Here is a 13,324-nt window from a genome sequence, read left to right on the forward strand (position 1 = left end):
AGCGCATGCAGTACCGCGCCCCCCGCTGGCTGCCCGGCGGCCATGCCCAGACCATCTGGCCCGCCCTCTTCAGCCGCCAGCACGACGGCCCGCAGCCCAACTGGACACGCGAGCGCTGGGACACGCCGGATGGCGACTTCATCGATGTCGACTTCCTCACGGATGCGCCTGCGGACGCTCCGCTGTTCGTGCTCTTCCACGGCCTGGAGGGCGACCGCACCAGCCACTCCAGCGTCGCCTTCGCCAGCGTCGCCCGCGCGCGCGGCTGGCAGATGGCCCTGCCCCATTTCCGCGGCTGCTCGGGCGAGCTGAACCGCGGCCCGCGCGCCTACCACTCGGGCGACTATGAAGAGGTGGGCTGGATCCTGCAGCGCCTGCGCGAACGCCACGGCGGCCAGCTCCTCGTCGCTGGCGTCTCGCTGGGCGGCAATGCGCTGATGCGCTGGGCCGAGGAGGCCGGCACGCAGGCGGCCCAGGTGGCCCGCGCCGTCTGCTCCATCTGCTCGCCCATCGACATGCATGCCGCCGGCGCGGCCATCGACCGGGGCTTCAACAAACAGGTCTATGCGCGCCGCTTCCTGCGCACCATGATCCCCAAGGCCCTGCGCAAGCTGCAGCAGCACCCCGGGCTCTTCGACGGCGAGCGCCTGAAGCGGGCCTCGACCATCTACGAGTTCGACCACCTCTTCACCGCGCCGCTGCACGGCTTCAAGAGCGCCGACGACTACTGGACGCGCGGCTCGTCCAAGCCGCATCTGCATCGCATCCGCATCCCGGCCCTGGTGCTGAACGCGCGCAACGACCCCTTCGTGCCCGGCCACAGCCTGCCGCATGCCGCCGAGGTCGGCCCGCATGTGACACTCTGGCAGCCCGGCCACGGCGGCCACGTCGGCTTTCCCGCCGGCCGCCTGCCCGGCCATCTGCTGACCATGCCCGAGCAGGTCTGCGACTGGCTGGCCAGGCACCGTTGACCCCGAGACGCCATGGACCCCATCGTCGAAGCGGCATTGAAGAAGTGGCCCCATGTGCCGCACTGCTACGGCTGGCTGGCCCTGGACGCGCGTGGCGACTGGTATATGCGCGACGAGCGCATCCAGCACGCCGGCCCCTTCCCACAGGTCAAGGGCAGCCGCATCACCCATGACAAGCTGCGCGCCTTCATCGAGCGCAACTACGCGGCCGACGACGCCGGCTGCTGGTTCTTCCAGAACGGGCCGCAGCGCGTCTATGTGGAGCTGGAGGCCACGCCCTGGATCTGGCGCCTGCAGCCTGATGGCCAGGTGCTCAGCCACACCGGCCTCGCCGCGGCGGTGCAATCAAGCGGCCTGGACGAAGCCGGGCGGCTCTACCTGTTCACCGACCTCGGCCCGGGCCTGGTCCACACGGCCGACATGAGCCTGGCGGCGGACGCCGTCGAGCAAGCCCGCTGGACGCCGGAGGAGCTGCGCGCCGACGAGCTGCCGCAGCGCTTCGGCTTCGTGCGCCAGCCGCTTCCCTGAGCCCAAAAACGACAAGGGCTGCCGAGGCAGCCCTTGCAGGTCAGGGATCGACTTCTTACTGCGCGGCCGAAGCGGCCGGGGCCGGCATCTTGGGCTCGTCGAACTTGGCACCGCCCTGGTTGGCCATGTAGACCACGGCGCGCGAGACCTCGAAGTCGCTGAAATCGCCGCCGCCCTGCGGGCCCATGCTGCCCTTGCCCTTGAGGGCCGAGTGCACGAGAGCGTCAAAGCCGCTCTTGATGCGCGGGCCCCAGGCTGCTGCATCGCCCAGCTTGGGGGCACCGGCGGCGCCGGTGGCGTGGCAGGCCGCGCACTGGGCCTGGAAGACCTGCTCGCCGGTCTTCATCGCGGCGACATCGTTGACGTCCTTGACTTCCACGCGGCCGACCGGCGCGATGCGCGAGGCGACGGCCTGGCTTTCCAGGGCGCCGGTGCCGGCAGCCGGCTTGGTGTCCGTGCTGACGTAGTTGGCCAGCATGATGATGATGACGACCGGCACGACGAACGAGAAGAAGACGGCCCAGGCCAGCTGCTTGGGGGTCTTGATGGGGCCCGTGTGGGCGTCGTCGTGGTCGTGATCGTGGCTGGCGCTCATGGATTCCTCTTGTCGGTCCTTGTTCGGCTCGGCAGTGCCCCGCGCTGCGGGACACAAAACCTGCGAATTATAGGCAGCCCCCATGGTGCCCCGGCCTCATGGGAACCCCGCTGCTAGAATCTGCGGCTTCGCGCCCGTAGCTCAATGGATAGAGTACTGCCCTCCGAAGGCAGGGGTTGTTGGTTCGATCCCAACCGGGCGCGCCAAGCGCAAAAAGCACTTAGCTCCACAGCCAAGTGCTTTTTTGTTGGACGGCTCAATTCGAGCGCGGGCTCAGAGCTTCAGATGCCCATGCACGCCCTCGTCGACGCGCTGGGCCGTGATGGCGCCGAACAGCATCTTCAGGCCGGCCACCAGGCTGCCACCGCGGGTGTCCCAGTATTCGCCGCTGACCGGATCGACGCGCAGCACGCAGATGCGCGGATCGTCCTCGCCCTCGGTGAACCAGGCGCGCAACTTGGGGCTCCAGAGGCGGTGGATGGTGGCCCGGTCGGTGACCTGGGCGACGTGGCCGTCGAGTTTCAGGTGGCCGCCGTTGTCGCCCTCCTTGAAGAACAGCGTGACGCGCGGGTCGCGCTCCAGCTCGATGGTCTTCAGGCTGTCGATCTCGGTGAAGAACCACAGGGTGCCGCCCTCGTCGACCTCCATGACCGTCATGGGCCGTGCATGCAGCTGCGTGCCCATGCCCAGCGTGCAAAAGAAGCAGCTGTTGCCGGCCTTGACCAGTTCGGCGATCTTCTGCGCGGCGGCCGGGCCGCTCAGGTCTTCCTCGGTACCGACCTCATCCTTGAGGTCGCGGCTGTCGTCTCGCATGTCGGCTCCTTGGCGTTGACTGAAGCTCAAGCCTAGGCAGAGGCCGGTCCGGCGCCTGTCGGTCTTCAGGACGGGCCGCTGTCGGCACGGGCCGCCTGCTCTCCTACATGGCGATAGGCCGCGGCCTATGAGTGCTGGCGTGGCTTGCTGCGCCAATCAAGGTTCCGGCATCACGCCCGCACCCAAGGAGCAAGCCATGCCCAGCGACAGCCCCAGCCACACCCCCCGGCCCTGGCTGGCAGCCGCCACCGCCGCCTTGGCGACGCTGGTCGCCTGCAGCCAACCGGCCCAGCAGCCGGCTGCGGCGCCCACGGCCGCCACGCCACCGGCCGAGGCGGCCAGCGCCCCGCGCGATCCCGCCGCCGTGCCGCCGGTGCTGCCGCCCTCGCCGATGCCGCCTTCGGTGGCGCCGCCTTCCTTCCCACCTGCGTCCGCGCCGCCCCCCTGGCCGGCTTCGAGCCCGATCCGCTGAAGTTCAGCCGCCGACGTGGCGCGACAGCCCGTCCACCAGCGCATCGAACACCGCGCGGCAGGCCTGGTTCTGGCGCAGGTCCTCGTGCATGGCGACCCAGGTCTCCAGCGGCCAGGCAAATTGGTCGGCCAGCACGCGTTCCAGCACCGGCTCGCGCCGGGCCAGCCCGACCTGGCAGACGCCGATGCCCGCGCCCGCCCGCAGCAGGGCGAGCTGGGCCAGGTCGGAGTCGCAGCGCAGCGCGAAGCCGTCGCGCGTGATGCCGCCCAGGCGGGTGGCGCCGGCGCGGATGAAGGGTGTCACCTTGTCGAAGCCGATCAGCGTGTGGCGCTGCAGCTCGGCCATGCCGGACGGCCGGCCGTGGCGGTCGAGGTAGTCGGGCCTGCCATACAGGCCCAGCTCGATGCTGCCGATGCGCCGCGCGATCAGCTGGCCCTGCTCGGGCGGCGTCATGCGCACCGCGATGTCGGCCTCGCGGCGCAGCAGGTCCTGCAGCTGGTTGCTCAGGGCCAGCTCCAGCACCAGGCCCGGATGGGCCTCGCGCAAGCCGGCGAAGACGCCGGCCAGCACCTCCACGCCGATGACCTCGCTGGCCGTCACCCTGACCGTGCCCCTGACCTCGTCGCCACGCGCCGTCGCGGCCCGCTGCAGGGCGGCCGCGGCGGCTTCCATCTGCTCGGCATGGCCGCGCAGGGCCAGGGCGGCCTCGGTCGGCAGCAGGCCGGTGGGCGAGCGCGTGAACAGGGGCTGGCCCAGGGCCTGCTCCAGCGCCGCCACATGGCGGCCGACGGTGGGCTGGGTCAGGTCCAGCAGGCGCGCGGCGCCGGACAGCGAACCTTCGCGCAGCACGCCCAGAAAGGTGTGCAGCAGCGCCCAGGGCGGTGTTGAAGTCATACAAAAATGTATAGCAGCACCGCCAGCTTCGGCAATTTTCAAAGCGTTCGCCGGTTTCCAGAATCCGTCCCATCAACTTCTGGAGAACAGCGATGCAAGGCAAGGACAAGACGGCCCTGGTGCTCGGCGCGAGCGGTGGCATTGGCGGCGAGGTGGCGCGCCAGCTGCGCGACGCGGGCTGGACGGTGAAGGCCCTCAAGCGGGGCCAGGCGGCGGCGCACGAGATGCGCGAAGGCGTCCACTGGCTGCGGGGCGACGCGCTGAATGCGCCCGACGTGGCCGGCGCCGCCCAGGAGTGCAGCGTCATCGTGCATGCCGTCAACCCGCCCGGCTACCGCGACTGGGACCGCCTGGTGCTGCCCATGCTGGACAACTCGATCGCCGCCGCGACGATCCAGCAAGCCACGCTGGTGCTGCCCGGCACGGTCTACAACTTCGGCCCGGACGCCTTCCCGCTGCTGCACGAAGACTCGCCGCAGCGCCCGCTCACGCGCAAAGGCGCCATCCGCGTCGAGATGGAAGCCCGGCTGCGCGCCGCCAGCGAGCGCGGCATGCGCAGCCTCATCGTCCGGGCCGGCGACTTTTTCGGCCCGCAGCCGGGCAACAGCTGGTTCTCCCAGGGCCTCATCAAGCCGGGCAAGCCGGTGAGCCGCATCAGCAACCCGGCCGCGCCCGGCGCAGGCCACCAATGGGCCTATCTGCCCGACGTGGCCCGCACCATGGTCGAGCTGCTGGCGCGGCGCGAGCGCCTGCCGGCGTTCGCCAGCTTCCACATGGCCGGGCACTGGGACGCCAGCGGCCGCGAGATGGCCGAGGCCATCCAGCGCGTCGCCGCCCGCCACGGCCAGCCGCCGCGCATCGCCGCCCTGCCCTGGTGGCTGCTGAAGCTGGCCTCGCCCTTCGTCGCCACGCTCAAGGAGATGCAGGAGATGCGCTATCTGTGGCAGCAGCCGGTGCGCCTGGACAACCGCCGCCTGATGGAGGTGTTGGGCTTCGAGCCGCACACGCCGCTGATGGATGCCGTCGAGGCCTCGCTGCGCGGCCTGGACTGCCTGGGCTGCCCGCAGCAGCGCCCCAGCCGTAACATGGCCGACAGCTCATTCGCCGGGACTTCCCCATGACCTATTGCGTTGCCATGCGCCTGCGTGCGGGCCTGCTGTTCGCGTCCGACACCCGCACCAACGCGGGCGTGGACCACATCGCGAGCTTTCGCAAGATGTACCAGTTCCAGATCCCGCACCAGCGCGAGATCGTCATCCTGACGGCGGGCAATCTGGCAACGACCCAATCCGTCATCTCGGTGCTGAACCAGCGCGTCCACGGTGACGGCGAGCACCTGCTCAACGTGCCGACGCTCTACGACGCCGCGGTGCTGCTGGGCCGCACGCTGAAGGAAATCATCTACCGCGACAGCGCCGACCAGCACGGCGGCGTGGACTTCGGCGCCAACATGCTGCTGGGCGGCCAGATCAAGGGCGAGGGCCCGCGCCTCTTCCACATCTACCCACAGGGCAATTTCATCGAGGCGACGGAAGAGACGCCCTATTTCCAGATCGGCGAGAGCAAATACGGCAAGCCCATCATCGACCGCGTGATCCGCTACGACACGACGCCGCTGGACGAGGCCGCCAAATGCACCCTGGTCAGCTTCGACTCGACCATCCAGTCCAATCTGTCGGTCGGCCTGCCCATCGACATGCTGATGCTGCGCGCCAACCAGTTCGAGATGGCCATGCAGCCGCCCCACCGCATCGAGCGCGACGACGCCTATTTCCAGTCCCTGCGCAAGGGCTGGAGCGCCGGCCTGCGCAAGGTCTTCGATGACCTGCCCAACGAACCCTGGTTCGACATCAACGCCTGAAGCTGACAGCCATCTCGCGGCGCGAAGCCTGACAACGGTGTCTCATCCATTCAGGGCTGTCGAGTCCGTTGACAGCGCGATGACCAGCGCAAAGTCAACCGCATTGGAATCAACAACTTAGGGGGTCTGGCTCGATAAATGCTCATTTTTGATGGCGAATCCGAGATTTCGCGTCAGAGGTGACATATGAAAAAGACGTCCTGGGGCATCCATCCGCAGTGGCTTCTGGCCCTGCTCCTCCCGGCCGGCCTGGCCAGTGCAGCACCGCTGCCGGTCTACGCGCCGACCTATCCATCACCCAACGCCGCCTGCGCCACTTTCGGCAACATGGTGTCCTGCTCCACCAAGGTGCTGGACAACCTGGCCTCACGAGGCTTTGCCGGCTTCACCGGCCCCTACAGCTTCGCCGCGAGCCAGGGGGCACTGCTCGACACCATTGTCGTGACGGCCAACGGCGGCAATATCCTCAACAACGGCGACCAGCTCAATCCGTCGGAAGACGGCTTCTCGACGAACAACGGCGGCAACAAGAAGTACTTCTTCACCGGCGACGGCAACGACCCGACCAACAACGGCGGCCTGGCCGGCGACACGCCCTACAGCTGGGACACCAGCATCGGCGCCCTCAACCAGAAGCTGACCTTCGGTGGTGCCTATCACCGCATGGCCATCGCCTTCGACTTCAACAATCCGCAGAACGACATCTCGAGCATCCCGATCTGGGCGCTGGTGACCATCCGCGATACCGACGGCAATCTGGGCAACAAGTACTTCGAGACCCAGGCCCTGGATCCCAACAACATCTTCAAGGATCCGTCGCTGCACAACTCGGGCAAGAGCTTCGACGGCAGCGCCGTCACGACGCCCGGCGCGGCGGATTTCGCGCTGACGGTGGGCGCGGTCTGCGTCGTCAACGCCACGGTGTCCTATCCCTCGCCCAACGGCTCCAGCTGCCCGAACGGCGGCCAGCTTGTCAACACCAACCAGGCCTCCAACGAGGTCGAGTTCATCAACTACATCCCGTCGATGGACCTGGAGGCGCTGCAGAGCCAGGGCTATGACACCATGTCAGTGCAGGTCTGGATGGGCTGCTTCAACAACGGCGTGAGGGGTGCGGGCCCGGCTCTGGCCAACGGCGGCTCGATCGGCCCCTGCGACACCGGCGGCTTTGGCGACATCTTCCTCATCGCCGGCGAAGAAGTGCACCGCGTGCCGGAACCCGGCACGCTCGGCCTCGCCGGCCTGGCCCTGCTCGGACTGCTGCGTGGTCGCCGCCAGCACTGAGCCGGCGAAACCGACCGAGAAACGGCGCCCGCGGGCGCCGTTTTCCTTGCCTGGCTCAGACCGGCCCAAGCACCCGCATCGAATAATCCACCGCCCGCACATCCTTGGTCAGGCGGCCGATGGAGATGCGATCGACGCCGGTGGCGGCGATCCAACGCAATTGATCGAGCGCCACGCCGCCCGACACCTCCAGCAGCGCGCGGCCGCCGTTGACGGCCACGGCCTCGCGCATCTGCGCCTCGCTGAAGTTGTCCAGCAGCACGCTGACGGCACCGGCATCCAGGGCCTCGTGCAGTTGGGCAATCGTCTCGACCTCGATCTGGATGTCCACGCCCGACTTCAGCGCCTGGGCCGCACGCAGCGCCGCGCCCACGCCACCGGCCGCGGCGATGTGGTTTTCCTTGATGAGGATGCCGGCATACAGGGCCAGGCGCTGGTTCTGCCCGCCACCGACGCGCACCGCGTACTTCTGCGCTAGGCGCAGGCCGGGGATGGTCTTGCGGGTGTCCAGGATGGCGCAGCCCTTGGCGTTCGGGCTGGCGCCGGCCACCGCGTCTACATGGGCTCGCGTGATCGTCGCCGTGCCCGACAGCAGCTGCAGGAAGTTCAGCGCCGGCCGCTCGGCGCTCAGCAGCGCGCGGCCATCGGCCTCGATGCGGCAGACGATGCTGTCCGCCACGGTCAGCGCGCCCTCGTCCACCAGCCATTCGATGCGCGCCGTCTTGTCCAGCGCGGCGAACACGCCGTCGAACCAGTCGCGGCCGCACAGCACCGCCGCTTCGCGCACGCGCACCTGGGCCGCCACGCGCCGGCCGGCGGGCACCAGCAGGGCCGTCCAGTCGCATTTGCCGATGTCCTCGGCAATGGCTTCCTGGATGTTGCGCGAGCGCGCCTGGGCCACGGTCTCTTCGGTCGAGAACATTGCGCTTACTCCGCCGGGCCGACCGTCAGCTGGATCTCGCCCAGGCCCTCGATGCGGCCCGTCAGCACATCGCCCGGCACCACGGCGCCGACGCCGGCGGGCGTGCCCGTGTAGATCAGGTCGCCGGGATGCAGGTGATAGAGATGCGACAGGTTGGAGACGATCTCGGCCTGGTTCCAGATCATGTCGGCCAGGTCGCCGCGCTGCTTCTCCACACCATTGACCGCCAGCGTGATGGCGCCCTTGTCCAGCGTGCCCAGTTCGCTCCTGCGCACGATGTCGCCGAGGATGGCCGACTGGTCGAAGCCCTTGGCCGTGTCCCAGGGCTTGCCGGCCGCCTTGGCCGCGGCCTGCAGGTCGCGGCGCGTCATGTCCAGGCCCGTGGCATAGCCCCAGATGGCGGCGATGGCCGCCTCGGGCGAGACCTTGAAGACCGGCGCGCCGATGGCCAGCACCAGCTCCATCTCGTAGTGGTAGTTCCTGGTTTCAGTCGGATACGGGACCGTCGCGCCCGAGGGCGTCAGCGCCGTGGCGGGCTTGGTGAAATAGAAGGGCGGCTCGCGCGTCGGGTCGGCGCCCATCTCGCGGGCATGATCGGCATAGTTGCGGCCGACGCAGAAGATGCGGCGCACCGCGTAACGAGCCTCCGTGCCACGCACGGCGGCACTGGGAATCTCGGCCGGAGGAAAGACGAAATTGCTCATGGCAAGGCTTGGCCAATGGAAGTACAGCGCGCAGCATACTGGGCTGGCCCTGGTGCTGGCCCTGCTGGGCGGCTGCGCCACGCAGTCCCCGGCGCCGGCCGATCGCGACGGCCCCCAGCCCAATCCGCCGGCCGAGCTGACCCGCGTGCCCGACGCCGTACCGCGGCTGGAGCCCATCCGCATCGGCGGGCCCAACAAGCCCTATGAGGTGCTGGGCGAACGCTACGAGCCGCTGAAGGGCGACGTCAGCTACGCCGAGCGCGGCCTGGCCTCCTGGTATGGCCGCAAGTTCCACGGCCGGCCGACGGCCAGCGGCGAGGTCTACAACATGTATGCGATGACGGCGGCCCACCCGACCCTGCCCATCCCCAGCTATGCGCGCATTCGCAACCCGGCCAACGGCCGCGAGGTCATCGTGCGCATCAACGACCGCGGCCCCTTCCACAAGGGACGCATCGTCGACCTCAGCTACACGGCCGCCCTCAAGCTCGACGTGCTGCGCGGCGTGGCGCCGGTGGAGGTCAGGCGCATCACCTATGCCGAGATCCGGGCCGGCAGCTTCCAGAAGCCGGCCGATGAGACGCCGCCCGTCTTCGTGCCCGACACGCCGCCCGGCGGCCCGCAGCGCGACACCACGGCAGTCGTTGCCGGCAAGCCCGGCAGCGCCTGGCTGCAGTTCGGCGCCTTCGCCAGGCTGGACGGCGCAGAAGGCCTGCGCCAGCGCATCGCCGAGGCCGACCTGACCCTGCTGCCCCTGCTGACCGTGGTGCGCGAAGGCGGCATGCACCGGCTGCGCGCCGGCCCCTTCCCGAGCGCCGACGAGGCGCGCGCGACGGCGGCCAGGCTGCGAGACGAAGCTGGCATCGAGGCCAGCGTGGTGGAGAAACGTTAGCGCCCGCCCGCCACGTCCAACAAGGTGCCCACCGTGTAGCTGGATGCATCGCTGAGCAGCCAGACGACGGCCTCGGCGATTTCCTCGGCGCGGCCCATGCGCTGGATGGGGATGTCCTTCACCTGAGCCTGCGCGCGTTCCAGCATGCCGCTGGTGGCGTGGATGTCGGTCTCGATGATGCCGGGCCGCACGCCGTTGACGCGGATGCCCTCGGCGATGAGCTCGCGGCCCAGGCCCTTGGTCAGCGTGTCGACGGCGCCCTTGGTGGCGGCGTAGTCCACATAGATGCCGGCCGAGCCGAACTCGGCCGCGCGCGAGCTGAGGTTGACGATGGCGCCCCCCGCGCCGCCATGCCGGGTGCTCATGCGCCGCGCGGCCTGCTGGCAGCACAGCAGCGTGCCCATCACGTTGACGTCGAAGAGGCGGCGCCAGCGCTCGGGCGTCATGGCCTCCAGGCGCGCGGCCGGCGCGACGATGCCGGCGTTGTTGACCAGGCCCGCCAGCCGGCCGCCCGCGGCATCCAGCTGCGCGAACATGGATGCCACCTGGGCTTCGTCTGACACGTCCGCCTTCAGCGTCAGCACGCGGCGACCGAGTCCGTGCAATCTGGCCGCCAGCGCTTCGGCGGCGACGCTATCCTGCGCGTAGTTGATGGCCACGTCCCAGCCGGCCTCGGCGCAACGCAAAGCCGTCGCCGCGCCGATGCCACGCGATCCTCCGGTGATCAATACCCAAGCCGACATGGCCGCGATTGTGGCGGGTCGGAGAAGATGCGTGGCCCCACCCCCTGCTGCATGGATTTCCTCGACGTCCCGACGGTCCTCAAGGTCAGTGCCCTCTTCAATCTGATGGCGGCACTGGCCTGGCTGACGCTCGCCCAGGCCTTCCGGATCGCGCCGCGCGCCGGCCGGCTGATGGCGGCGGCGCACCTGGTGCGCATCGCCTCCCAGAGCTGCGGCGACTGCCTGGCCGGCTGGCCCGATCTTGCGCAACAGGCCATCCCCGAGTTCGGCCTGCTGGCCGCGATGGTGCTGCTGCTGATGGCCCTGCGGCGCATGCTGCGCAGCCGCCATCGCCCGCGCGACATCAACTGGATCGGCGGCCTCGGCGCCATCGGCATCACGCTCGGCCTGGCCAGCGGCTCGGGCCTGGCGCCCCAGCTGGCCAGCACGCTCAGCGCCACCGCCCTGGGCATGCTGGCCGTGCGCGAGGTCGTCCGCGGCATCGGCAGCCAGCTGTCGCGCATCGTCACCGTCTGCACCGCCCTGCCCTTCGCGGCCCTGGTCGTCGTGGGCGCCGTCCACGCCTTCGAGCTGCTGACCGTGCCCGGCTGGGCCGAGCACTTCCTCAGCGGCGCCCTGCCCTCGCCGGCACGCGCAGTGCTGTGGTTCGTCATCACCGCCGCCATCACCCTCAGCCTGATCGCGTTGATGATCTGGCGCCTCATCAAGCGCATCCAGCACCTGACCTACCGCGACCCGCTGACCGGCGCCCTGAACCGCCGCGCCTTCGAGCAGGCCCTGATCGAGGCCCAGGCCCAGCTGCAGCGCGGCCGCGGCTTCGCGCTGGCCATGATCGACATCGACCATTTCAAGCGCATCAACGACCAGCACGGCCACCAGGCCGGCGATGCGGCCCTGCAGCATTGCGTGCGCGTCTGGCAGGCCGGCCTGCGCGAGGTGGACTGCCTCGGGCGCCTGGGCGGCGAGGAGTTCTGCGCGCTGCTGCCGCTGAACGGGCCGGCCGACCTCGCCACCGCCGCCAGCGTGGCCGAACGCCTGCGCGACAGCCTGGCCGCCCAGCCTCTGCACTGGAAGGGCCTCGAGCTGCCGCTGTCGGCCAGCTTTGGCGTGGCCCTGCCCGTGGCCGGCGACCCGCAGGGCGAGATCGGCCTGGCGCGCGCCGACGCCGAGCTCTACCGCGCCAAGGCCGAGGGCCGCAACCGTGTCTGCGTGGCGGCGGACCTGGCAGGGATGGCCGTCGCATGAGCCCCGCACGGCCGCCCGAAGGGGCTCGCTCCCGCTTGGCGGGAGTGAACCCGGACTGGCAATGCCCCTGCGGGCATTGCCTGCCTGGTGAACGCCTGGCCGCTCTGTCGGCCAGGCAGCGCGCAGCGCGCAGGGGGCGCCCATGATCACGGCCGCCCAGACCCAGACCCTGCTGGCCGCCATCATCCTCATCGCGTGCGTCGCGACCCTGGTCTGGACCTCGCTCGCCCTGGTCGCGCGCATCGCGCCGCGGGCCTCGCTGGCCATGGCCGGCGCCAATGCGGCGGCGGCGGCGTCGCTGACCCTGCATGCGCTGCGCGGCGCGCTGCCCGACGCCTTCACCTATTGGCCGGGCGACGTGCTGGCCATCACCTCCTTTGCCCTGCTCGGCGCCGCCGTGCCCGGCATCACGACGCGCGAGCTGGTCTGGAAGCCCGGCGCCCTCGTCGTGGCCCTCGCCGCCCTGCTGCTGCTGGCCCGGCCCTATGAGGGCGATCTGCACTGGCAGGCCCGCATCGTCAACTTCGCGGGCGCCGGCCTGACGCTGGCCGCCGGCCTGATGGCCTGGCGCGGCCTCGGCCGCCAGGCGACCGGGCGCCGCACGCCGGCGCCACTGGCCCTGCCCCTCTTCCTCATCGCGGCCCTGATGGCGGCGCGCGGCCTCGAGACCTTCACCAACCCCGGCCGCACGCCCGACCTGCGCGTGCCCACGGACTTCAACATCCTCTTCCTGTGGACGGCCCTGGTGCTGGCCCTGCTGCAGAACGCGACGCTGGCCTTCCTGGTGCTGATGCGCCTCATCAACCGCATCGAGCGCCTGCTCGAGCGCGACCCGCTGACCGACACCCTGAACCGCCGCGCCTTCGACCAGTCCCTGGAGCAGGCCCATGCCTGGCTCAAGCGCGGCCGCGGCTATGCCCTGGTCATGATCGACATGGACCGCTTCAAGCAGCTCAACGACACGCTGGGACACGCCGCCGGCGACGCGGCCCTGCGCCAGATGGTCAGCGAGCTGCAGCCCTGCGTGCGCGAGGTCGACCGCTTCGGCCGCCTGGGCGGCGAGGAGTTCTGCGTGCTGCTGCCCGACACCGACATCGCCGGCGCCGCCCTGGTCGCCGAGCGCATGCGCATGCTGGTGGACGAGGCGCCGCTGCGCTGGCTGGAGCAGGACTGGCCGCTCAGCGCCAGTTTCGGCATCGCCGAGGCCGAGCGCGACGATGCGGGCGTCGACACCGTGCTGGCGCGCGCCGATGCCGCCCTCTACCGGGCCAAGAACCAGGGACGCAACGTCGTGCAAGCCTAGCCTGGGCACCCCTCCCCCGAGGGGACGGCGATGCCCGGGAACTCTACGCGGCCAGTTGTCACACAGCGGGCAGACCGCAACAGTGCCAAGCCCCGCC

At 70.0% G+C, this 13,324-nt stretch carries 15 protein-coding genes and 1 tRNA gene; 10 read left to right on the top strand and 6 right to left on the bottom strand.

The features are described 5' to 3' along the window. The first annotated feature begins 5 nt into the window (after positions 1-5). Together AC07OY_RS25875 and AC07OY_RS25880 are read left to right on the top strand one after the other, a co-directional pair. On the top strand, positions 6-971 hold the full coding sequence (locus AC07OY_RS25875; RefSeq protein ID WP_495045469.1) for a YheT family hydrolase: 966 nt from the start codon (positions 6-8) through the stop codon (positions 969-971). A gap of 12 nt (positions 972-983) precedes the next feature. Then, positions 984-1,499, top strand: a complete 516-nt coding sequence (locus AC07OY_RS25880) for a DUF2946 family protein (protein WP_495045470.1) — start codon at positions 984-986, stop codon at positions 1,497-1,499. A 55-nt stretch (positions 1,500-1,554) separates the two neighbouring features. Here AC07OY_RS25880 and AC07OY_RS25885 read toward each other — a convergent pair whose 3' ends face one another. After that, entirely contained in the window at positions 1,555-2,094 is a 540-nt protein-coding gene (locus tag AC07OY_RS25885) for a c-type cytochrome (protein ID WP_495045471.1), read from the bottom strand. A gap of 130 nt (positions 2,095-2,224) precedes the next feature. Between AC07OY_RS25885 and AC07OY_RS25890 the strand changes: the two genes are divergently transcribed. After that, positions 2,225-2,300, top strand: a tRNA-Arg gene (locus tag AC07OY_RS25890). A 67-nt stretch (positions 2,301-2,367) separates the two neighbouring features. Here AC07OY_RS25890 and AC07OY_RS25895 read toward each other — a convergent pair. Beyond that, on the bottom strand, positions 2,368-2,907 hold the full coding sequence (locus AC07OY_RS25895) for a pyridoxamine 5'-phosphate oxidase family protein (RefSeq protein WP_495045472.1): 540 nt from the start codon (positions 2,905-2,907) through the stop codon (positions 2,368-2,370). Between the two features lie 196 nt (positions 2,908-3,103). On the opposite strand from AC07OY_RS25895, the gene AC07OY_RS25900 reads away from it, so the two are divergent. Beyond that, positions 3,104-3,379 (top strand): hypothetical protein, encoded by a 276-nt coding sequence (locus tag AC07OY_RS25900; protein ID WP_495045473.1) that lies wholly within the window; start codon positions 3,104-3,106, stop codon positions 3,377-3,379. 3 nt (positions 3,380-3,382) lie between these two features. On the opposite strand, the gene AC07OY_RS25905 is transcribed toward AC07OY_RS25900, so the two are convergent. Then, positions 3,383-4,273 carry a LysR family transcriptional regulator gene (locus AC07OY_RS25905; RefSeq protein WP_495045474.1) on the bottom strand — a complete coding sequence of 297 codons (891 nt, stop codon included), beginning with the start codon at positions 4,271-4,273 and terminating at the stop codon, positions 3,383-3,385. Between the two features lie 92 nt (positions 4,274-4,365). Between AC07OY_RS25905 and AC07OY_RS25910 the strand changes: the two genes are divergently transcribed. From AC07OY_RS25910 to AC07OY_RS25920, 3 genes are all read left to right on the top strand, one after another. After that, positions 4,366-5,394, top strand: coding sequence for an NAD-dependent epimerase/dehydratase family protein (locus AC07OY_RS25910; protein WP_495045475.1), 1,029 nt, complete (start codon positions 4,366-4,368; stop codon positions 5,392-5,394). Further along, the gene (locus tag AC07OY_RS25915; RefSeq protein WP_495045476.1) at positions 5,391-6,134 is read left to right on the top strand and encodes a proteasome-type protease; all 744 of its coding nucleotides are present in this window, start codon (positions 5,391-5,393) and stop codon (positions 6,132-6,134) included. The genes AC07OY_RS25910 and AC07OY_RS25915 overlap by 4 nt, the downstream gene beginning before the upstream one ends. 186 nt (positions 6,135-6,320) lie before the next feature. After that, positions 6,321-7,418: a PEP-CTERM sorting domain-containing protein gene (locus tag AC07OY_RS25920; protein WP_495045477.1), complete on the top strand. Its 1,098-nt coding sequence runs from the start codon at positions 6,321-6,323 to the stop codon at positions 7,416-7,418. Between the two features lie 55 nt (positions 7,419-7,473). On the opposite strand, the gene nadC is transcribed toward AC07OY_RS25920, so the two are convergent. Together nadC and AC07OY_RS25930 are read right to left on the bottom strand one after the other, a co-directional pair. Further along, positions 7,474-8,340 (bottom strand): carboxylating nicotinate-nucleotide diphosphorylase, encoded by an 867-nt coding sequence (gene nadC, locus AC07OY_RS25925; protein WP_495045478.1) that lies wholly within the window; start codon positions 8,338-8,340, stop codon positions 7,474-7,476. A gap of 5 nt (positions 8,341-8,345) precedes the next feature. Further along, positions 8,346-9,044 (bottom strand): fumarylacetoacetate hydrolase family protein, encoded by a 699-nt coding sequence (locus tag AC07OY_RS25930; protein WP_495045479.1) that lies wholly within the window; start codon positions 9,042-9,044, stop codon positions 8,346-8,348. On the opposite strand from AC07OY_RS25930, the gene AC07OY_RS25935 reads away from it, so the two are divergent. Continuing rightward, positions 9,043-9,936, top strand: a complete 894-nt coding sequence (locus AC07OY_RS25935) for a septal ring lytic transglycosylase RlpA family protein (RefSeq protein ID WP_495045480.1) — start codon at positions 9,043-9,045, stop codon at positions 9,934-9,936. The two genes, AC07OY_RS25930 and AC07OY_RS25935, sit on opposite strands and share 2 nt — an antisense overlap. On the opposite strand, the gene AC07OY_RS25940 is transcribed toward AC07OY_RS25935, so the two are convergent. Continuing rightward, positions 9,933-10,679: an SDR family oxidoreductase gene (locus AC07OY_RS25940; RefSeq protein ID WP_495045481.1), complete on the bottom strand. Its 747-nt coding sequence runs from the start codon at positions 10,677-10,679 to the stop codon at positions 9,933-9,935. The two genes, AC07OY_RS25935 and AC07OY_RS25940, sit on opposite strands and share 4 nt — an antisense overlap. 51 nt (positions 10,680-10,730) lie before the next feature. Here AC07OY_RS25940 and AC07OY_RS25945 point away from each other — a divergent pair, with 51 nt between their 5' ends. Both AC07OY_RS25945 and AC07OY_RS25950 read left to right on the top strand, forming a co-directional pair. Further along, the gene (locus tag AC07OY_RS25945; RefSeq protein ID WP_495045482.1) at positions 10,731-11,924 is read left to right on the top strand and encodes a GGDEF domain-containing protein; all 1,194 of its coding nucleotides are present in this window, start codon (positions 10,731-10,733) and stop codon (positions 11,922-11,924) included. Positions 11,925-12,066: 142 nt separating this feature from the next. Further along, complete coding sequence (locus tag AC07OY_RS25950; protein ID WP_495045483.1) at positions 12,067-13,227, top strand: GGDEF domain-containing protein; 1,161 nt, start codon at positions 12,067-12,069, stop codon at positions 13,225-13,227. Positions 13,228-13,324 lie beyond the last annotated feature (97 nt).

Source organism: Roseateles sp. GW821-FHT09H10 (assembly GCF_059415865.1).